16 protein-coding genes are annotated in these 20,408 nt (G+C 55.2%); 12 read left to right on the top strand and 4 right to left on the bottom strand.

Annotated features, from left to right (window positions below):
* Nucleotides 1–13: 13 nt before the first annotated feature.
* On the bottom strand, nt 14–2,998 hold the full coding sequence (locus B0B07_RS08940; protein ID WP_084186629.1) for a transglycosylase domain-containing protein: 2,985 nt from the start codon (nt 2,996–2,998) through the stop codon (nt 14–16).
* Between the two features lie 498 nt (nt 2,999–3,496).
* Here B0B07_RS08940 and B0B07_RS08935 point away from each other — a divergent pair, with 498 nt between their 5' ends.
* From B0B07_RS08935 to B0B07_RS08920, 4 genes are all read left to right on the top strand, one after another.
* Complete coding sequence (locus B0B07_RS08935) at nt 3,497–4,252, top strand: hypothetical protein (protein ID WP_076758216.1); 756 nt, start codon at nt 3,497–3,499, stop codon at nt 4,250–4,252.
* An 80-nt stretch (nt 4,253–4,332) separates the two neighbouring features.
* The gene (locus B0B07_RS15045; RefSeq protein WP_084186628.1) at nt 4,333–4,503 is read left to right on the top strand and encodes a terminase small subunit; all 171 of its coding nucleotides are present in this window, start codon (nt 4,333–4,335) and stop codon (nt 4,501–4,503) included.
* Nucleotides 4,504–5,285: 782 nt separating this feature from the next.
* Nucleotides 5,286–6,551, top strand: a complete 1,266-nt coding sequence (gene tyrS / locus B0B07_RS08925; protein WP_076758214.1) for a tyrosine--tRNA ligase — start codon at nt 5,286–5,288, stop codon at nt 6,549–6,551.
* A 29-nt stretch (nt 6,552–6,580) separates the two neighbouring features.
* Entirely contained in the window at nt 6,581–7,762 is a 1,182-nt protein-coding gene (locus B0B07_RS08920) for an alanyl-tRNA editing protein (RefSeq protein ID WP_200805797.1), read from the top strand.
* A 661-nt stretch (nt 7,763–8,423) separates the two neighbouring features.
* On the opposite strand, the gene B0B07_RS08915 is transcribed toward B0B07_RS08920, so the two are convergent.
* Complete coding sequence (locus B0B07_RS08915) at nt 8,424–9,239, bottom strand: cobalamin-binding protein (protein WP_076758211.1); 816 nt, start codon at nt 9,237–9,239, stop codon at nt 8,424–8,426.
* 82 nt (nt 9,240–9,321) lie between these two features.
* Nucleotides 9,322–9,924, bottom strand: coding sequence for a 30S ribosomal protein S4 (gene rpsD, locus B0B07_RS08910; RefSeq protein ID WP_076758209.1), 603 nt, complete (start codon nt 9,922–9,924; stop codon nt 9,322–9,324).
* Between the two features lie 345 nt (nt 9,925–10,269).
* Here rpsD and B0B07_RS08905 point away from each other — a divergent pair, with 345 nt between their 5' ends.
* Entirely contained in the window at nt 10,270–11,487 is a 1,218-nt protein-coding gene (locus tag B0B07_RS08905) for a trans-sulfuration enzyme family protein (RefSeq protein WP_076758207.1), read from the top strand.
* A gap of 58 nt (nt 11,488–11,545) precedes the next feature.
* Here B0B07_RS08905 and B0B07_RS08900 read toward each other — a convergent pair whose 3' ends face one another.
* Nucleotides 11,546–12,034, bottom strand: coding sequence for a GAF domain-containing protein (locus tag B0B07_RS08900; protein WP_076758453.1), 489 nt, complete (start codon nt 12,032–12,034; stop codon nt 11,546–11,548).
* A gap of 150 nt (nt 12,035–12,184) precedes the next feature.
* Here B0B07_RS08900 and ezrA point away from each other — a divergent pair, with 150 nt between their 5' ends.
* The 7 genes from ezrA to sppA all read left to right on the top strand — a co-directional run bounded on the left by ezrA (nt 12,185) and on the right by sppA (nt 20,404).
* Entirely contained in the window at nt 12,185–13,882 is a 1,698-nt protein-coding gene (gene ezrA / locus B0B07_RS08895) for a septation ring formation regulator EzrA (RefSeq protein WP_076758205.1), read from the top strand.
* Nucleotides 13,883–13,958: 76 nt separating this feature from the next.
* Nucleotides 13,959–15,089, top strand: a complete 1,131-nt coding sequence (locus B0B07_RS08890; RefSeq protein WP_076758203.1) for a cysteine desulfurase family protein — start codon at nt 13,959–13,961, stop codon at nt 15,087–15,089.
* 7 nt (nt 15,090–15,096) lie between these two features.
* Nucleotides 15,097–16,302: a tRNA uracil 4-sulfurtransferase ThiI gene (gene thiI, locus B0B07_RS08885; protein ID WP_076758201.1), complete on the top strand. Its 1,206-nt coding sequence runs from the start codon at nt 15,097–15,099 to the stop codon at nt 16,300–16,302.
* A gap of 83 nt (nt 16,303–16,385) precedes the next feature.
* Nucleotides 16,386–16,595, top strand: a complete 210-nt coding sequence (locus B0B07_RS08880) for an alpha/beta-type small acid-soluble spore protein (RefSeq protein ID WP_076758199.1) — start codon at nt 16,386–16,388, stop codon at nt 16,593–16,595.
* Between the two features lie 150 nt (nt 16,596–16,745).
* Entirely contained in the window at nt 16,746–18,308 is a 1,563-nt protein-coding gene (gene mbcS, locus B0B07_RS08875; protein ID WP_076758197.1) for an acyl-CoA synthetase MbcS, read from the top strand.
* A 122-nt stretch (nt 18,309–18,430) separates the two neighbouring features.
* Nucleotides 18,431–19,339 carry an EamA family transporter RarD gene (rarD, locus tag B0B07_RS08870; protein ID WP_076758195.1) on the top strand — a complete coding sequence of 303 codons (909 nt, stop codon included), beginning with the start codon at nt 18,431–18,433 and terminating at the stop codon, nt 19,337–19,339.
* A 57-nt stretch (nt 19,340–19,396) separates the two neighbouring features.
* Complete coding sequence (gene sppA, locus B0B07_RS08865) at nt 19,397–20,404, top strand: signal peptide peptidase SppA (RefSeq protein WP_076758193.1); 1,008 nt, start codon at nt 19,397–19,399, stop codon at nt 20,402–20,404.
* The last annotated feature ends 4 nt before the right edge of the window (nt 20,405–20,408 follow it).

The raw sequence follows: 20,408 nt of genomic DNA, 5'->3' as shown, positions 1-20,408 counted from the left end.
TTTGGCAGGGCGGTCAGTCTCCGTCACCGGAAGGCTCTGAGTCGCCGTTGTCTTTTCCGTCGCCGTCGGCAGGGGGCTTGCTGTTCCCGTTATCGCCGTCCGGTTTTTTATCGGAATCTTTGTCCGGCTTTTTCTCCGGCTTGTCATCCGGTTTCTTGTCCGGTTGTTTCTCCGGTTTCGAATCCGGATTCTTGTCGGTCTTCTCTTCTTTTTTATCGTCGGATTTGCTGTCGTCCGGGTCTGCATTCTCGGATTTCTCCACTTTGATGACATTCGACTTTCCGGAAACCTGTCCGGTGATGTCGACAGCCACGACATAATACTCGCCCGCAGCGGAAGCACCGGCGCTGTACGAGCCGCCGTCGGCGACAGAAGCAATCTTCGATCCGTTGTGGTACACGTAATACCCGACTACATCCGGCGAAGCGGAGCGGCTCCAGGTGATCGCGGATCCGCTCAGTGCGGCGCCGGGTGCGATCGGTGCGCCGCTCACGCCTTCATATTTCTTCGCTGAAACGATGTTCTTGCCGAGCGAAGAGTTTTGCGGGAACAGTCCTGCCGGATCTCCGCCGAACGGTGCGAGCATCCGGTCAGCAAAGCCCTTGCTGATGCCGGCCGCGCCCGTTTTCACGAACTCCTTCGGTGTGGACGGGAGTGCCTGATAGCGCACGCCCTGGGCCGTCACGTAGGCACCGCCGGCACCTCCGAAGCTGTCGTCCGCCTTGTTCGGAACGAACACGTTCGCATTGAACAGGTCGGAGCGGATCAGCCCAGCAGCCGAACAAGCCGCAGACGGTGCGAGACCGGAAATGCCGCAGAATGACCGGGAGACGACGCCCTTAGGCTGCTGGAACCGGGAACCGGCGCCGACAATTTCCGGCTCGACCCGGTTCATGCTGTTCAGCAGGCGGGCAAACAATTTATTCACCCGGGCGCTCGGCGGACCGTAGCTGTTCGATAACGTATCGAGCTTGTATTTCTTTTCATTGTCATACCCGAGCCAGAGCCCGAGCGTGATGTTCGGGTTGTACCCGACAAGCCAGACGTCCTTATAGCCCTGGGTCGTTCCCGTCTTGGCCGCGATGTCGAGGTTGAAGTTCAGGTTGCTGCGCATGATCTGCGCCGTCCCCATCCTCGGTGTGTCCCGCAGCATGTCGGTGATCATGTAGGCCGTCTGCGGGCTGTACACTTCCACCGGCTTGGATTCGTGCTGATACACGACATTGCCTTCGGAGTCCTCGATCTTTTCGATCATATAGGGCTCGACGTAATTTCCGCCGTTTGCCAGCGTGGAGAATCCGGCCGTATTCTGCTCGACGGATGCCGAGTAGGAGCCGAGGGCGGCGGCCGGAACGTTCCGCTGGAAGTCCTTGATATGATCAAAATTCATCTTGTCCAAGTATTCGGTCGGGTTTTTGTCCATGATCTTGCCCATCAGGCGGACAGCCGCCAAGTTGTAGGAGTTGGCGAGTGCCTCGCGGGCAGGGACCAGGCCGTATTGCCGGTTGGACTGGAAGTTCTTCGGCGACCAGCCTCTGTAGGTGAGCCAGACGTCCGGAACCGGCGAGCCGGCGCCGATCATCCCATACTCGATGGCAGGACCGTAGACGAGAAGGGGCTTGACGGATGATCCGACCTGCCGGAAAGCCTGCGTGGCATGGTTGAGCGCCTCGACCTGATGATCGCGTCCGCCGACGAATGCTAGAATCCGGCCCGAGCCGTTCTCCATCGCCATGCTGCCGACCTGTACCGGTTTGAGCTCTTCTTTCTCTTCCTTCGTGTCCGGATCGATCGTCTTTTCCACGAATGTGTGGCCGTACGATTCAAACGAATCCTTGACCTTCTGGAAATCGTCATACAGATCTTTTTTCACTGTGGAGTGGATCCGGTAGCCGCCGTTCCGCATATCGCGGTCGGCCATGATCTCGTACTTCTCGCGGAGTTCCTTCTCTTCCTCGAGCCGGTCAGGATCGATTCCGTCCTTTTCCGCAAGGATTTCCGACAGGAGCTCAACCGTCCGGCGCTGGATTTCGTGCGTCAGATACGGATAGCGCTCGGTGGCACGCTGCTCCGGCTCATTGAAGTCTTTCGTGATGTCATAGACGATCGCTTCATTGTACTGTTCTTCCGTAATATACTCGGTTTCCTTCATCCGGAAGAGGACGGTTTTCATCCGCTCGATGCCGGGCTTCAGATGCTCGGGCTCCTTCATGCCTCCGCCGCCCGCATAGAACGGCGTATACAGGAACGGCGCCTGCGGCAGTCCGGCGATATATGCGGCCTGCGGAAGGTTCAGATCCTTGGCCTTGATGCCGAAGATGCCTTCAGCCGCGGTTTCCACGCCGGCAATGTTCTGACCCATCGCATTCCGTCCGTACGGGATGATGTTCAGGTAGGCTTCGAGGATCTCGTTCTTGTCCATGAACTTCTCAAGCCGCATGGCCAGGAGGATCTCCTTCGCCTTCCGTTCGTACGAAACCTCGTTCGTCAGAATCTGGTTTTTGATGAGCTGCTGGGTGAGCGTCGATCCGCCCGTCTGCGAGGAGGCGTTCGTCACGTCCTGGAAAAGTCCCCGGAAGATCGCTTTCGGGACAATCCCGGTGTGCTCTCCGAAGTACTCATCTTCCGTCGCAAACACGGCATCCACGAGGAAAGGGGAGACTTCTGAAAGCTTCGTCTCGCGCCGCTCAATATCCGCGTTCACCTTCCCAAGATAAACCCCGTCCGCGAAATACAATTCGGACGTCTCTTCGTAGGTCAGGATCGCCTGGCGCATCTCATCCTTCGTCCGGAGCGGCTCCTTGTGGACGAGCGAGGCAAAATAGCCCGCCCCGACCGACCCGGCAAACACCCCGAGCACGAGGAACGTGATCAGGAAGAGGAGCAGCAGGTTCCAGACGACGCCGGAACTGATGCGCACCCGCTTCCCCCATCGGGAAGACTGGAACGCCTCCACCTTTTCCTCGATATATTTAAATGGATTTTTCTTCGATTCCACAGGATCCCCCCTTAAAATCTTGTTTATTATACCATTCTTTCAATCAGCAGCGGAACCTGTTTATTAGAGTTATTGGGTGTCGAATGGTGGCAGAAATTACCCTGAAGAGTACGCCAGAAAAAAACTGTTATTTGGGGTGTGAAATTGAAGACGGGGGCTTGAGGGGCGGACTTGAAAGTTGAATTAAGTGGCTTCCGCGCTGTTGAACAACAGGGGCGTCATCAAAACAACTTAGTAAGATTGGTTAGTCCAACAGGAAGCTGGTTTGGTGTGCCCACGCCTGCCTATAGAAACGGCAATGTCTTATAAAGATGTTTTATAGTCCAACTGGCCAACCGGAGGACACTAAAGCGTTATTTACTGTGTCATTTTCCCAATTGGTTTCTGGCTAGTGGGTGAAGCTGGAGCTCACTAATTAACCTAAATAAATTACAGGATTATGAAGGGTTTCCTTCTCCTGATGCCGAAAAATGATTATGGGAGAAGGGAGAGTTGTTTATGAAAATGAGTGAAATTCCAGGGGTAGAGCATTTTGAGCTATTTGTTAAGTTCACGAAAGCGGAATACGTCGATTCATTACTCGATGGAAATTTTTATATGAACAATATAAACTTTTATATTGAACTTGAGAATAATAGTAAAACAAAAGGAGTAGGGGATAAGTGGGAAGCGGCGCATGTTTTTCAGTTTGATGAAATGTACTACATGGATAGCGAAGAAGACAAAGTTATTAAACTCCTAGGCAAAGGAGAATTAATAACACGCTTTGAAAAGTCAAGAGAGGTACCCGTGTATTGTTTTTCAAAATTTACCGCGAAAGATTATTCGCTCTATGAAGATACTGATGAATACATGAGTTTCAGATTGGATATTGGTGATGATTTAAGAAAATTTAAGGAATTCGGTGACACTGCAGTAATATTTCCTGTGAATATCGGAGAAGCCTTGAGAGAGGCTGCGCATTCTAAAGGCATGGATTCTGTATTCAAAGAGGTTACGTACAATGGTTTTTCTGATAAAACTTTGGGAGAAATGGATGAATTCCACAAGGGATCTGTTGATATGTTTTTTCGGAAAAACGAGATGTTCAAATATCAAAGAGAAGTAAGATTGGCTTTATATAACACATTCGTAGACAATCATTTTTCATTGGAAACCCAAAACATAAAGGAACACTCCATTGTTAGTCCCATTGAACAGTTTTTAGAGCGTTCTGCAATATTAGCTTACAAGAACGACGAGGCGCTTGATTGAGGCGTTTTTTTCTATGCCACAAAAGCGATTAGCGTGAATGTAGGTGATGTGAAGTGATACTGACAGAGAAGCAGTGACGCTTGGCAGATGAATATATCCGGTTAGGGAATGCGGCTGAAGTTGCACTGAATGCCGGATATAGCCAGAAAACTGCAGGGGTCATTGAACAAGAGAATTTTAAAGCGATAAAACAATTTATTGACAAGCGTCTCGAAGGACTACGAAAAGAATCCATTGAGCAACAGGACTAAATCCTTCAGTTCCTCAAGAAAGTCTTACGAGGCAAAGCTAAAGGAACTAGCCTGGTCGGTCTCGGCATGGGCGAGAAATCGGTTGAACAAGTACCACCGATAGTTACCGAACGGACAAGGCTGCCGAACAGCTGGGCAAACGGTTTACATGTGGACGAGAAGCACGATGTTGACGTAAAGGGCGCCGTGCAATTTATTGACGACGTTGGAGCGGATGAGAAATGACTGCAGTCAAGTTGCTGTCCTCACTGTTACCGCCTGCCGTCCCATTCGTTTTTGAATGCCCTATCTACCCTGATTTTCTCCATTTCGTCTCCAAGGGCAGCCGTGGCTCGAAGCCATACATCAATTCTTAAGTGTATTATTATATACAAAAAATTACAGTTGATTGGAGTGATGATGTCCCCCGCCATAGCAACACAGCGATATCAAGAGTATGAGATCTAGCCACCGCAATTGAGGTGATTAGTCAAACTCCACTATTGACAACGACATTGAAACGGTTAGAATGTTGGATAACGATACGTACCGAGCGTGGATGGAGCCGAAGTAGGGCGGGGATCAACGAAAATCAGAGAGGCAGCGGCTGGTGGAAGCTGCCCGGTGACCCTGTTGCGAATTACAGTTCCGGAGCGAGGCGTCCGCATGGCGTTAACGTGCATGGAGTGGAGGCATGGATTTGCCTCAAGCCGGGTGGTACCGCGTCGATTGAGATTGGCGCCCCTGCAGGATCGGAATTTCCGGTCCGCGGGGGCTTTTTATTTTGTCTGGAGGGATGAATGATGACGAACGAATTGATGGAAGACCTGAAGTGGCGCGGTTTGCTTTACCAGCAGACCGATGAAGAGGGGCTTGCGAAGCTGCTCGACGAAGAGAAAATTTCTCTGTACTGCGGGACGGACCCGACGGCGGACAGCCTGCATATCGGACATATCGTGCCGTTCCTGACGCTTCGCCGTTTCCAGCGGCACGGCCACCGTCCGATCGTCCTTGTCGGCGGTGCGACCGGGATGATCGGTGACCCGTCGTTCCGTGCTGACGAGCGCCAGCTCCTTTCCGAAGAACAGCTGGGCCACAACATTGCGGGGATCCGCAAACAACTGGAGCAGATCTTTGATTTCGCCGACGTGAACGCGGCCGTCATGGTCGACAACAAAGACTGGTTCAAGGAAATGACCGCGATTGATTTCCTGCGCGATTACGGGAAACTGCTCAGCGTCAACTACATGCTCGCGAAAGAGAACGTTTCTTCACGCCTCGAGACGGGCATCTCGTTCACCGAGTTCTCCTACATGCTCATCCAGGGCGCGGACTTCAATCACCTGTATGACCATTACGGCTGCCGGGTGCAGGTCGGCGGTTCCGACCAGTGGGGCAACATCACGACCGGTCTGGAGATCATCCGGAAAACGCATGACGATGAAGCGAAGGCGTTCGGCATCACGATCCCGCTCGTCACGAAGGCGGACGGCACGAAGTTCGGCAAGACCGCCGGCGGCGCAGTGTGGCTCGATCCGGAGAAGACATCGCCTTATGAGTTCTACCAGTTCTGGATCAACACGGCGGATGCCGATGTCGTCAAATACCTGAAGATCTTCACGTTCCTCAGCCGCGAGGAGATCGGGGAACTCGAGAAGGCGGTTGAAGAAGAGCCGCATCTCCGGAAAGCCCAGAAAACCCTGGCTGAAGAAATGACGCGCATGATCCATGGACAGGAGGCGCTCGACCAGGCGCAGCGCATCACCCAGGCGCTGTTCAGCGGCGACCTGAAGGCCCTCTCCGTTTCGGAAATGAAAGATGCCTTCAAGGACGTGCCGACATTCGAATCGGCAAAAGAAGAAAAGAATATTGTGGATCTGCTTGTTGAAGCCGGAATCTCTTCATCGAAGCGGCAGGCGAGGGAAGATGTGACGAACGGGGCCATCTCGATCAATGGCGAGCGCATGACGGACCTGGCGCATACCGTCGGAGCGGACGACCGTCTGGATGATGCGTTCACAATCATCCGCCGCGGCAAGAAGAAATACACGATGGTGAAGTTCAGCTGAATTCCGGTGCGGGTTGGGAGGAAAAACAGATGCTGAAAGATCGGTTCTACTATGAAGATCCATACCGGACCGCGTTCAAGTCGAATGTCATCCATGAAGGGGAAGACGGAGGCCGTCCGTTCGTCGTACTTGAAAATACGGTGTTCTATCCGACCGGCGGCGGTCAGCCGAACGACACCGGCAAGCTGAATGGCATCCGGGTGACCGATGTGGAAGAGGTCGATGGGGAGATCCGGCATTACGTCGAGACCCCGCTCGAGGCATTCGTCGTTTCCGGCAAGATCGACTGGGAACGGCGCTTCGACCATATGCAGCAGCATGCCGGTCAGCATATCCTGACGGCCGCGTTCGTCGAGACGGCCGGATATCAGACCGTCAGCTTCCACCTCGGACAGGACATCGTTTCCATCGACTTGGATTCGGACCAGGTGATCGAGGAGCAGCTGCGGGCCGCCGAGGAACGGGCGAATGAAATCATCCTCGAGAACCGTCCGATCCAAACGGAATGGGTGACGGATGAGGAACTGGACCGTTCCAAGCTCCGTAAAGAGCTGGCGGTGAACGGGGAGATCCGGCTCGTCATCATTCCGGACTTCGACTACAACGGCTGCGGCGGAACCCACCCGAGGACGACCGGGGAAGTCGGGTCCATCAAAATCCTGGGGACGGAGCGGAATAAGAAGAAAACGCGTGTTCATTTCGTGTGCGGCGACCGGGTTCTCCGGCAACTCGGGAAGAAAAACGCCATCCTCAAAGAGGCGGTCGGGTTGCTGAGCGCGCCTGAAGAGCAGGCGGTTGACGCAATCCGGAAACTGCTCGAGGCGAACAAGTTGCTTGAAAAGCAGGCAGCGGAGCTGAAGGAATCCCTGATCGGCTTTGAAGCAGGCGAATTGCTCGCCGGTGCAGCCGGCAACACGGTGAAGGCCGCCTTTGAAGACCGGTCGATCGCCGAGCTGCAGAAACTCGCACGGGCGGCGGCTGCCCAAAGCGAAGAGTCGGTCATCCTGCTGGCGGCCCGGAACGGGGACAAGCTACAGTTCGTCGCGGCCCGGGGAAGCGGTGTGCCGCTATCGATGAAGAAGGCGGCGGATGCGGCCCTGTCCGAAATCGGCGGAAAGGGCGGCGGCAACGATGCATTCGTCCAAGGCGGCGGAGAAACCAGCCTGAGCGCGGAGCAAGTGCTGGGCGTTATGGAAGCGGCTCTTCAATAAACGAAAAGTAAAGTTGGATCCCCCGCTGCACATGACTGTGCGGCGGGGGATTTTGGCTGGATAGACTGTACATTCATTCAAAATGGCACACCGTTATTCATAACGGTGCTTCGTAATTCACAAGAGGGCTCCATAATTCATAACGGTTCTTCATAATTCACAACGAGGTCCCATAATTCATAACGGTGATTCATAATTCACAAGAGGGCTCCATAATTCATAACGGTGCTTCATAATTCATAACGTCGCTCCATAATTCAGAAGCCGACTCTATAATTCAAAACGTCGCTCCAAAATTCATAAAGCGACTCTATAATTCAAAACGTCGCTCCATAATTCATAAAGCGACTCTATAATTCAAAACGTCGCTCCAAAATTCATAAAGCGACTCTATAATTCAAAACGTCGCTCCATAATTCACAAGCCGACTTTATAATTCAAAACGTCGCTCTATAATTCAGAAGGCGACTCTATAATTCAAAACGGCGCTCCAAAATTCATAAAGCGACTCTATAATTCAAAACGTCGCTTTATAATTCACAAACCGCCTCCATAATTCAAAATGCCGTCCCATAATTCACAAGGCGGCATTGTAATTCATAATGCTACTCTATACTTCATTGTGGAGCTTCATAGTTCTAACACCCCAACCCGAAAACAATTAAGCCTCCCGGTTCACCCACTCAGGCAGTTCCAAGTCACCGTAGACTTCCGGATGGAGGAGGCGGCCGAGTTTCCAGGCGCCTTCGAGCAGACGCGGGGACGGCCGGCAGTAGAGTGATTCTTCCATGATGTCGACCTTGCCGTCCTGCATGGCCGCAAGCTCCGGCCAGCCGGGCCGTTTTTGAAGGAGTTCCGGCCGGATCTTTTCGGTCCTGACCCCGACCCAGGCGAGGAGGATGCGATCCGGGTTACGGAGTCGCACGTCTTCCCAGTCGGTCTGGATGCTGGCAAGCTCTACGTCCTCATACAGGTTCCGGCCGCCGGCGATCCGGCTCACTTCGGTGAGCCAGTTGACCGACCCGGGCGTAAACACCGGCTTCGGCCACCATTCCCAGTAGAGGGTAGGGGTGTCCGTCACTCGCTCGGACCGTTCCTTCATCTCCTCGAGGAACCGGCGATATTCTGCGGACACCCGCCGGGCCTCCGCCTCAATTCCACAGGCTTCGCCGACCCGGATGAGATCGTCCTCGATGTCTCCCAGGCTCTGCGGATCCAGAACGAGGTGGGGGATCGAGCGTTTCCGGAGTTCTTCGACATTCCGCTCCATCCCGGGGACGCTCAGTGAAGCGAGGACAAGGTCGGGTTCGAGCGATTCGAGCCGGTCCATGTCGATGGACAGGTCCGGTCCGAGCCGGGGAAGGTCGCGTACGGTGCCCGGCCAGTCGGAAAAGTCATCAACGCCGGCAAGCTGCCCGGCGATCCCGAGATAGGCGGCCAGTTCGGTGTTGCTCGGGCAGATGGATACTAGTTTCATGGAATCCCTCCGTTCTGACATCATTGTATCAAAAAAAGGCATAGAAAAAAGAGAGCCGGCAATCGGCTCTCTTTTTCAATGATCAGCGGCTGTAGAATTCAACGATGAGTGATTCGTTGATTTCCGCAGGCAGTTCGCTGCGCTCTGGAAGGCGGACGAACGTGCCTTTTTTCGCTTCCGCATCGAATGTTACGTAGTCCGGAACGAAGTTTGTCACTTCGATGGATTCGTTGACAGTCGTCAGGTTCTGGGAACGCTCGCGGAGCGAGATTTCCTGGCCTGGGGATACGATGTAAGACGGGATGTCTACGCGCTTGCCGTCAACGAGGATGTGACCGTGGTTGACGAGCTGGCGAGCCTGACGGCGTGTGCGGGCGAGGCCCATGCGGTACACGACGTTGTCGAGGCGGCGCTCAAGCAGGATCATGAAGTTCTCGCCGTGTTTACCAGACTGTTTGCCTGCACGGAGGAACATTGTATGGAATTGGCGCTCGTTCACACCGTACATGTGACGGAGTTTTTGCTTCTCTTGAAGCTGGAGACCGTATTCCGATTGTTTTTTACGCTGGTTCGGGCCGTGCGGGCCTGGAGCGTAAGGACGTTTTTCGAGTTCTTTGCCCGTACCGCTCAGGGAAATACCGAGACGGCGGGAGAGTTTCCAAGATGGACCTGTGTAGCGAGCCATGAAGACTCCTCCTCTGTTGGTTTTATTTTTTGAGTAAAATAAAAACCAGATGCGTTCAAACGCGGCGCCATTTCATCATCTTGCACCTTCGCCCAGCAGCCACGGGTTACGCGATGCACCTTCCGATCCCGGCCGAGCCGGAAAGAGGGAGGAATGAAATGGGCAGCCGTGCTCACACAACTGCTGCGTTTATTTTACACAACGACTATCATAACCCGGCGGCCCGGCCGAGTCAAGGAGAAACGAAAGGGACATCCCGTTTCCTCCTGTAGCCGGGTTCCTTTTTCGTTTAAAGGAAGATACAATGATTATGAAGATAGAGAAAATTTAGAAGGAGACGATTTTATGGATTCGAAACACGTTCATCGCGATACGCTCATGATCCACACCGGGCATGATCCCCATGAGCATCATGACAGCCTGGCCATGCCGCTCTACCAGACTTCGACCTACGTCTTTCCGGATGCCGCCACCGGCGCGGCGCGCTTTGCAGGGGAGCAGGAAGGCAATATTTACTCGAGACTGACGAACCCGACGGTCCGGGCGCTCGAGGAGCGGATCACCGCGCTTGAAAAGGGCGAAGGCGCGCTCGCATTCGGTTCGGGAATGGCGGCCGTCAGTGCGGTGCTGACCTATGCGACCAGAGCGGGGGACCATATCCTGGCGACGCGCGGCATCTACGGATGCACATTCGGCCTGCTCGCGATCATGAATGACAAATACAACATCACCCATGACCTGATCCGGATGTGGACGGAGGAAGAGATCGAGGCGGCCGTCAAGCCGGAGACGAAGGTCATTTACATCGAAACGCCGGTGAATCCGACGATGGAGATCGCCGATCTGCAGGCGGCCGTCAATGTGGCCCGCCGCCACGGACTGACCGTGATCGTCGACAACACGTTTTCTTCGCCGTACATCCAGAATCCGCTTGAGCTCGGTGCGGACTTCGTGCTCCACAGCGCGACGAAATATATCAACGGGCACGGGGACGTCATCGCCGGACTGCTCATCGGAGCGGATGCGGAGAAGATCACGGAACTCCGCATGACGGTCCAGAAGGATTACGGCGGGATCATTTCGCCATTCGATGCCTGGCTCCTGCTGCGCGGGCTGAAGACGCTCGCAGTCCGGATGGAGCGCCACACGGCAAATGCCGGACGGGTGATCGAGTATCTGAAGAGCGAGCCGATGGTCAGGGAAGTCCACTATCCATATGATGCGGATCACCCGCAGGCGCCGATCGCAAGGCGCCAGATGAGCGCGGGCGGGGGGATCTTTTCCTTCACGATCGACGGCGGTCTGCGGGAAGCCCAGGAATTCATGGACAGTCTTTCCCTCATCAAGATCGCCGTCAGCCTCGGGGATGCCGAATCCCTCATCCAGCATCCATGGACGATGACGCATTCCGGCGTGCCGGAGGAAGACCGGGCCGCGATGGGCATCTCCGACGGCCTGCTCAGATTCTCCGCAGGACTTGAACATCCGGACGATCTCATCGCGGATCTACAGGCGGCCTTTGCTTCCATGAAAAAGCACGCCGCAGCCCCTGCCGGAGAATGATAATAGGAAAACCGCCTTTCTTTGGGAGAAAGGCGGTTTTTCGTCGATCCGTCCGTGCTCAGATCCGCAGATGTTTGGCGAGGACAGCCACGAACTTTTCAAGCCCGTCTGCGTCCTCTTGCGAGAACCGGGAGACTTCCGGGCTGTCGATGTCCAGCACCCCGAACAGCCGGCCGTCCACTTCGATCGGGACGACCACTTCGGAACGGGAGGCCGCATCGCACGCGATATGGCCGGGGAACGCATGGACATCTTCCACAAGCTTTGTTTCCCGGTCTTTTGCAGCCGTTCCGCAGACGCCTTTGCCGAGCGGGATCCGCACGCAGGCAGGCAAACCCTGGAACGGGCCGAGCACGAGCTCGTCCTCTCCGTCCATCACGTAAAATCCTGCCCAGTTCACGCGGTCCAGGAACTGGTTGAGCAGTGCGGAAGCATTGGCCAGGTTGGCCATGACATTCGGTTCGCCTTCCAGAAGGGCATCGAGCTGCCGTGAAAGCAAATCATATTTTTCCTGCAGTGTGCCTTCGTAATCGAGTGGTGTGAACATCATTGATCCGCTCCTTTTACCGGAATTCCGGCACTTGTTGGTGTATGGTGACGAAATTTGAGGGTTCTTGCGAATTTGAACAGCATAATCAAACGAAACATGGTACTATTAAGGATAATACAGCGTTCACAGAGATTTTGGAACAGGGGGATGACCTTGAAGTATTTGATCATCGGGATCATCGTACTCATTGCATTGATCGCCATCGCCTTTATCTTCAGGCGAAAACATACAGCCATCATCGAAAAACTTGAAGTTCAAAAAATGGAGATCCAACACAAACCGATCCTTGAAGAATTGACAAAAGTAAAGCAGCTGAACATGAACGGCGAAACGGAAGAACGCTTTGAAAAGTGGCGCAGCAGCTGGACAGAGGTGATGGACGATCATATGCCGGCCATCGATAACCTGCTGTTCGATGCGGAAGAATCCGTCGACCGGCTCCGCTTCGGCAAAGCGACAAAATTTGAGGCGGAGATCGAAGAGAAGATCGCCTTCTGTGACAAAGAAATGAACCGCATCCTTGATGAGCTTTCCGAACTGATCGGAAGCGAAGAAGCGAACCGGACGGAAATGGAAGGCCTGAATGAGAGCTACAAGGCAGCCCGCAAAAATCTGCTGGCGCACCAGCATTCGTTCGGCAATGCCGCCGGCCCGCTCGAGGCACGGCTCGAATCGATCAATCCGAGGCTGGTGGAATACGACGAACTTACCGCTTCGGGGAATTATCTGAAGGCGAGGGAGACGGTTCTCGGCCTGGCCACCGAAGCCCGGGAAACATTCCGGCTGATCGAGGATGTACCGGTTCTTCTTTCGGAGATCCAGTCCAAGATCCCGCAGGCAATCCGGGAGCTGAGGTCCGGCCTCCGCGAGATGGAAGAGCAGCATTATTATCTCGGCCACCTTCGGATGGACGTTCGCCTGAACGAAATGGAAGAAGAGCTGGACGACCTGAAGGCGAAGCTCGAAGCACTTGAGGCAGAGGAAGTGAAAGCACGGATCCATTCGATCAATGAAGAGATCAACGGTTTCTACGACCACCTCGAAGCGGAAGTGTATGCGCGCAAATATGTAGAAGACAATGAACTCCCTGTAGGGGACCGTCTTGCCGAACTCGGCACCTTCACCCGGACAACGGCTGATGAGGCCCGCTTCGTCCAGCAGAACTACCGTCTGTCGGACCAGGAGGCTGCGGTGCCTGAAGAGGCGCTCGAGAAGCTGGAAGGGATGGAGAAGCGGTTCATGCTGCTGTCCGACCGGATCGCGCATGGCCAGTCCGCTTATTCCACCCTTCAGGAGGAACTGCAGGAGATCGCCGCGGAGACGGAATCGCTCATGCAGGAGCAGGATGATTATGCGGAACGCCTGAAAGGCCTGCGTGTGGATGAGACGAAAGCCCGCGAACAGCTGGACGAGCTCGTCCGCATCCTCCAGAACACGGACCGCAAGCTCTACCGTGCCAACACCCCGGGAATTCCGGAAGAAATGGATGCCCGGCTGGAGGAAGCCGAAGAGCACCTGTTTGTCGTCACGCGCAACCTCCAGGATATGCCGCTGAACATGGCGCTTGTGAATGATAACCTTGAAAAGGCGGGACAGTGCGTCCGGGAAGTCGAGGAAAAGGCGATCGAGATGCTCGAGAACGTCGAGCTCATCGAGCGGCTGATCCAGTACGGGAACCGGTTCAGGGCTACAAACCCTGCGGTCGACGAGCAGCTCGCCGAGGCGGAAGAAGCGTTCAACCAGTGCCGTTACGGCAAGGCGCTGGAAGATGCCGCAACCGCCGTGGAATCCGTCGAACCGGGTGCCATCCGGAAAATCGAAGTACTTGTCAAAGAGGAAGTCTGACGTACATAATGATACAGGGAACCGGCCACCTCACAATTGTGATGGTGGCTTTCGTTCGGAAAGGTAGCGAATTTTCATGATTTATTTTGATAATAGCGCGACGACGCAGCCTGATCCCGAAGTGCTCCGCACCTTCACGGCTGCGTCCCAAGCATTCTTTGCCAACCCGTCTTCTCTCCATGGCCTCGGAATCGAGGCGGACCGGCTGCTCGGCCGCGCGGCGCAGCAGGTGGCCGAACTGGCCGGCATGCCGGACGGGACCGTCGTCTTCACATCCGGCGGAACCGAAGCCAACAACCAGGCGCTGTTCGGGTTTGCCCGTGCAAACGCCGGGCACGGAAGGCGGATCCTCATCTCCTCCGTCGAGCATCCTTCGGTTTTGAATACGGCGGAGCAGCTTGAGGCGGAAGGCTTCGAAGTGCTCACGGTCGGCACGGACGGAAACGGAAGGCTGGACCTGTCCGATCTGGAACGAAAACTGTCCCAGAAGACGATCGTCGTTTCGATCATGCATGTCAACAACGAAACCGGTGCCATCCAGCCGCTCGAGGAAGCCGGCCGGCTGATCAGGCGCAAGGCGCCACGCGCCGTGTTCCACTCGGACACCGTGCAGAGCTACGGGAAGCTGGCCATTCCGGGCGGGCCGGACGGACCGGACGCAATTTCGGTGTCGGCCCATAAATTCCATGGACTCAAAGGATCGGGCGCGCTCATCCTGAAGAGGAATGCGCAGATCCGGCCATATCTGTTCGGAGGCGGCCAGCAGGGCGGTCTCCGGAGCGGGACGGTTCCGGTCGCCCATGCCGCCGCGCTTGCCAAGGCGATGCGCCTGGCCGAAGAAGCGCGCGGAGAGCTGCAGTTTGGCGAATGGCGCGATGAGCTGATCCGCTTTTTTGGCGGGTGGGACAAAGTCCGGGTGCTCGGAGGTCCGGAATCCGCGCCGCACATCCTGTCGGTTGCCATCCGCGGCATCCGGGGCGAAGTCGCGGTCAATGCGCTACAGGAGAAAGAGATCTATGTTTCCACCTCGAGCGCCTGCTCTTCGAGAAGCCGGAGCGAAAGCCATGTGCTCCGGGCGATGAGAATTGATGAAGACTTCCGGCACGGCGTCATCCGCCTCAGCTTCGGGCGACAGAACAGCCGGGAAGAAATCCTCCGGTTCAAAGAAGTATTTGCAGAATTTATGGATACGATAGAAAGGGTTTGAAAACCTCATGACCTACAATGAAATTCTCATCCGATACGGGGAACTGTCCCTGAAGGGGAAAAACCGCAATGTGTTCATCCGGAAACTCCGGGACAACATCCGCAGGGTGATGAAAGACCTGGAGACGGTCAAAGTGAAGTCCGAGCATGACCGGATGTTCCTCTTTGCCGATAGCCCCGAAGAGATGGAGGAAGCCATGCGCCGTCTGCCGGAAGTGTTCGGCATCCAGTCGTTCAGCCCGGCGGTCCGCTGCGATGCAGAAATCGAAGAGATCAAACAAACGGCAGCTGAAATTCTCGGAAGGATGGAAACCGAGGGGAAAACATTCAAGGTGGAAGCGCGCCGTGCAGACAAGACGTTCCCGCTTAAGACAAATGACATTCAGCAGGAGCTTGGCGGACACTTGCTCCCTCTTTATCCGGAACTCATCGTGAAGATGAAAAAACCGGACATCAAGCTGCTCGTGGACATCCGGGAGGACGGCGCCTATCTGTCAACGGAGACGATCCAGGGCGCGGGCGGACTGCCGGCCGGCTCGAACGGCCATGCACTGCTTATGCTGTCGGGCGGGATCGACAGCCCGGTTGCCGGATACATGATGATGAAGCGGGGCGTCAAACTGGACGTGATCCACTTCCACAGCCCGCCGTTCACAAGCGAACAGTCCAAACAGAAAGTCATCGAACTGGCAGAACGGCTCAGCGGCTTCGGCGGGCGCATCCGCATGCATACGATCCACTTCACCGAGATCCAGCAGGCGATCCAGGATACGATGCCGGCTGCGCTGACGATGACGACGACGAGACGGCTCATGATGAAGATCACCGACATGGTGCGCGAAGAAATCGGGGCAAAGGCGATCGTCACGGGTGAAAGCCTCGGCCAGGTGGCCAGCCAGACGCTCGACAGCCTGTCCGCCATCAATGAAGTGACGAGCACTCCGGTTCTCCGGCCGCTCATCGCCTATGACAAGCTGGACATCATTTCAATCGCCGAAAAGATCGATACGTACGAAACATCAATTCGTCCGTTTGAGGACTGCTGCACGATCTTCACGCCGTCCCATCCTGCCACAAAGCCGAAAACATCAAAAGTCATCTATTATGAAGGAAACGCGGACTTCGGGCCGATGATCGACAAGGCAGTGGCCGAACGGGAGATCATCGAATTTCCGATTCAAAAGGAAGCCGATCCGTTTGCGGACCTTCTTTGAAATCTTGAACAAATTTCCATTGTTTCGCTCTGCATGATTTTTTCTTCCCCGCACATTCTATGTGCACAAGGAGGTGAACAATCATGGCAAGCAACAACAGCAACAACTCTAACCAGCTGCTCGTACCGGGCGTGCGCCAAGCACTCGACCAGATGAAGTACGAGATTGCCCAAGAATTTGGTGTTCAGCTCGGTGCCGACGCAACATCGCGTGCCAACGGTTCCGTTGGCGGAGAAATCACAAAGCGTTTGGTTTCGATGGCACAGCAACAAATGAAAGGCACGAACCAGTAACAAATCCGGACCGCCCTCTCGAAGGGCGGTCTTTTTCGTTTTAAAACCGGAAGTTGGAGAGAGGTTCCGTTACGTCCGAATTGAAATTCTATTTTGAAAAGGTCCATTTGAAAGCGTATAATGAAAACGACCAATCAAAGGGGTGATTGCATGAAACGAGAAGAGCTTCTGGCTCCCGGACAGTACAATCTTTCTTCGGAATTTGAGAAGTACGCAAGCGGAACAGAACGGAAAGCCCTGATCTGGACCGACGGAACGGAAGAGCGTGAAATTACATATGCAGAGTTGATGGCACTGGCGAACCGCTGTGCCAATGTGCTGACCTCTCACGGCTTCGGCAAGGGAGACGTCGTCATGATCATGATGCCCCGTCTCGTAGAAGCCTATGTGACGTATGTGGCGGCATTGAAAGCCGGGATTGTCGTCATTCCGAGTTCTGAAATGCTCCGGGCATCGGACATCGAATACCGGCTTGAGCACAGCGGGGCGAAGGGCATCATCGCCTATGCGCCGTTTGCCGAACAATTCAAAGACGTTGACATGGACGGTGTCAGCCTGTTCATCGCCGGTGATGCCGATAATGGAATTCCATTGCTCAAGGAAATGCAAAACACGTCCGATCAATTTGAAGCGGCCGACACGAAAAGCAGCGACATGGCCTTCCTCTCGTATACGTCCGGCACGACCGGCAAGCCGAAAGGCGTCGTCCATACGCACGGATGGGGATATGCGCACCTCCGGACGACGGCTGCAAACTGGCTCGGAATCGAGGACGGCGATATGGTGTGGGCGACGGCGAGCCCGGGCTGGCAAAAATGGATCTGGTCTCCGTTCCTCGCCACGCTCGGCAGCGGATCGACCGGGTTCGTCTACAACGGCCGGTTCGATCCGGCCAAATACCTGGAGCTCATCGGCAAATACAGCGTCAATGTCCTCTGCTGCACGCCGACCGAATACCGTCTCATGGCGAAGACGGGCAAGCTCGGGGAGTACGATCTTTCTTCCATCCACAGTGCAGTGTCCGCCGGTGAACCGCTCAATGTGGAAGTGATCAACACATTCTCCCGTGTAGCAGGGATTGAAGTCCGGGACGGCTACGGCCAGACGGAAAACACACTCCTGGTCGGGACGATGAAGGGAATGGAAGCCCGTCCGGGGTCGATGGGCAAGCCGACGCCCGGGAACCGGGTCGAGATCATCGACGAATTCGGCCAGCCGAGCAGCCCGGGCGTGCCTGGGGATATTGCCGTCCATGTGAGCACGCCGGCGCTCTTCAAGGAATATCTGAAAGACCCCGAGCGGACGAGCATGCAGTTCAGGGGAGATTACTACCTGACCGGCGACCGGGCGAGCAAAGACGAGGACGGCTATTTCTGGTTTGAGGGCCGCGGCGACGACATCATCATCTCTTCGGGCTATACGATCGGACCGTTTGAGGTCGAGGACGCGCTGACGAAGCACCCGGCCGTGAAGGAATGTGCGGTGGTGGCGAGCCCGGACGAAGTAAGGGGGAATATCGTCAAGGCATACGTCGTCCTCACCGACCCGGAAAAAGCCTCTGATGAACTCGTCCAGGAACTGCAGGATCATGTGAAGGAACTGACGGCCCCTTATAAATACCCGAGGGCCATCGAGTTCATTGACGAACTTCCGAAAACAACATCCGGCAAAATCATGCGCGTCGAGCTGCGCAAGCGGGAAAACGAAAAGTAATCCTTGTTGCGCACTTGGAAGACAGCCGCCCCGGGCGGCTGTCTTCCCGCTTTTTTTACAGAAGCAAATGTTCATGCCGGCGGCTTTGACCCCGTGCGGCAGGAAGGAAAGAAGGGAAGCCCGTGGACGGGAAAGAAAAACAAGGCATCATCTGGGCGGCGGCCGCCTATCTGATCTGGGGCGTGCTGCCGATCTACTGGAAGCTGGTCGGTGACATACCGAGCGGTGAAATCCTGGCCCACCGGATTTTCTGGTCATTCATCACGACCGCATTGACCGTTGTCCTCATCGGCCAGGGACGGAAGCTCATCGAGGACTTCAAGGGGCTCTGGAAGCGGCAAAAAGACTTTTGGAGTTTGTTTGCCGCATCGATCCTCATTTCGGGAAACTGGTTCCTGTTCATCTGGGCGGTTAATAATGGCCATATCGTCCAGACCAGTCTCGGCTATTACATCAATCCGCTCCTCTCCATCCTTTTAGGCATCGTCTTCCTGAAGGAACGGCTCACCAAGGCGGAGAAGTCGGCGGTGCTGCTTGCTGCTGCCGGGGTGCTGATCATCACGATTTCATTCGGCCAGTTTCCGTGGCTTTCATTCGGGCTGGCGACATCCTTTGCCATCTACGGACTTGCGAAGAAGACGATCCATCTCGATCCGCTCCGCGGCCTGACGATCGAGACGTTGTTCATCGCCCCGTTTGCGGCGATCTACCTGGCGGTTGTATGGAAAGGGGGAAGCCCGGCATTCCTCCATTCGGGAGCCGGCATGGATGTCCTGCTGATCCTGTCCGGAGCGGCGACGGCGCTTCCGCTCGTCCTGTTTGCGAAAGGGGCGCAGAACATCCCGCTTTATCTGCTCGGCTTCCTTCAGTACATCGCGCCGACCCTCATGCTTTTCCTCGGGGTCATCATTTACGGGGAGCCGTTCGGAATGGTCGAACTGGTCGCGTTTTCGTTCATCTGGGCCGGGCTCATCCTGGTCACGGCTTCGAAATTCAGGATGATGAAGAAAATGAAAGTGGCTATGAAGTGAAACATTTCGGCAGTCTGTCCGTATACAAGACTGCTGCAGGAATAGGAGGGATACAGAATGAATATGAAACGATGGCTTGCCCTGGGTGCTGCGGTGCTCCTGTTTGTCGTCGCAGCCGGTGTGAACATGGCTTCTGCCATCTTCTCGAAGAACTGGGCTTCCGTCATGGAAGACGCATTCACGCCGGTCCAGGGGCAAATGGAATATGTGATCGAGGAAGGCGATGCCCGCAACCGGATCGCCCTGCTGCGGGTTGAAGGCGTGATTCAGGACACCGGATCGGCATCATCCCTGTTTGCGACCGGCTATGACCATCAGGCGCTCATGGAACAGCTGGATATGATCCGGGATGACCAATCCGTCAAAGGCGTCGTCCTGTATGTGGATTCCCCGGGCGGCGGAGTCGTGGAGTCCTCGGATATCCATGACAAGATCGTCGCGATCCAGAAGGAACGGGAAATCCCGGTCTACGTGAGCATGGGCGGCCTTGCCGCATCAGGCGGATATTACATATCGGCGCCGGCTGACAAAATCTTTGCCCATCAGGAAACGATGACGGGCTCGATCGGCGTGATCATGGAAAGCATCAATTACGGAGAGTTCGCCGACAAGCACGGAATCGACTTTGTGACGATCAAATCCGGGAAGTACAAAGACATCATGAGTGCGACGCGGGAGATGACGGACGAGGAGCGGGGAATGCTTCAGGAGATGCTGAATGATTCCTACGAGCGGTTCGTTGACGTGATCGAGGAAGGACGCGGAATGAGCGAGGCAGAAGTCAAGAAGTGGGCGGATGGACGGATCATGAACGGCCGCCAGGCGATCGAGGCCGGACTCGCTGATGAAACAGGCCGTCTGGAAGATGCCGTCGCGGCACTCCGGAACGACCATGACCTCGCCAAAGCGGAACTGTTCGAATACGGCACAGACGTCGGATTCGGCTCCCTGCTCGGTGTGAAAATGCAGTCGATGTTCAAAGGGGATCTGGAAACCCAGATCGTCGGACAGATCCTCGCCGACTACAATTCGCCTCGCATGATGTACCTGTACGGTGAGAAATAAGGAG

The organism is Edaphobacillus lindanitolerans (assembly GCF_900156305.1).
GTDB classification, from domain to species: Bacteria; Bacillota; Bacilli; order Bacillales_A; family Planococcaceae; genus Bhargavaea; species Bhargavaea lindanitolerans.
Note: the sequence above shows the minus strand (reverse complement) of the source record. Positions and strands in the feature narration are given on the sequence as shown.

Coding starts and splice junctions, on each gene's coding strand:
- B0B07_RS08935 (WP_076758216.1), top strand. CDS start 3,497: ATGAAAATGAGTGAAATTCCAGGGGTAGAGCATTTTGAGCTATTTGTT.
- tyrS (WP_076758214.1), top strand. CDS start 5,286: ATGACGAACGAATTGATGGAAGACCTGAAGTGGCGCGGTTTGCTTTAC.
- B0B07_RS08920 (WP_200805797.1), top strand. CDS start 6,581: ATGCTGAAAGATCGGTTCTACTATGAAGATCCATACCGGACCGCGTTC.
- B0B07_RS08915 (WP_076758211.1), bottom strand. CDS start 9,239: ATGAAACTAGTATCCATCTGCCCGAGCAACACCGAACTGGCCGCCTAT.
- rpsD (WP_076758209.1), bottom strand. CDS start 9,924: ATGGCTCGCTACACAGGTCCATCTTGGAAACTCTCCCGCCGTCTCGGT.
- B0B07_RS08905 (WP_076758207.1), top strand. CDS start 10,270: ATGGATTCGAAACACGTTCATCGCGATACGCTCATGATCCACACCGGG.
- B0B07_RS08900 (WP_076758453.1), bottom strand. CDS start 12,034: ATGTTCACACCACTCGATTACGAAGGCACACTGCAGGAAAAATATGAT.
- ezrA (WP_076758205.1), top strand. CDS start 12,185: ATGACCTTGAAGTATTTGATCATCGGGATCATCGTACTCATTGCATTG.
- B0B07_RS08890 (WP_076758203.1), top strand. CDS start 13,959: ATGATTTATTTTGATAATAGCGCGACGACGCAGCCTGATCCCGAAGTG.
- thiI (WP_076758201.1), top strand. CDS start 15,097: ATGACCTACAATGAAATTCTCATCCGATACGGGGAACTGTCCCTGAAG.
- B0B07_RS08880 (WP_076758199.1), top strand. CDS start 16,386: ATGGCAAGCAACAACAGCAACAACTCTAACCAGCTGCTCGTACCGGGC.
- mbcS (WP_076758197.1), top strand. CDS start 16,746: ATGAAACGAGAAGAGCTTCTGGCTCCCGGACAGTACAATCTTTCTTCG.
- sppA (WP_076758193.1), top strand. CDS start 19,397: ATGAATATGAAACGATGGCTTGCCCTGGGTGCTGCGGTGCTCCTGTTT.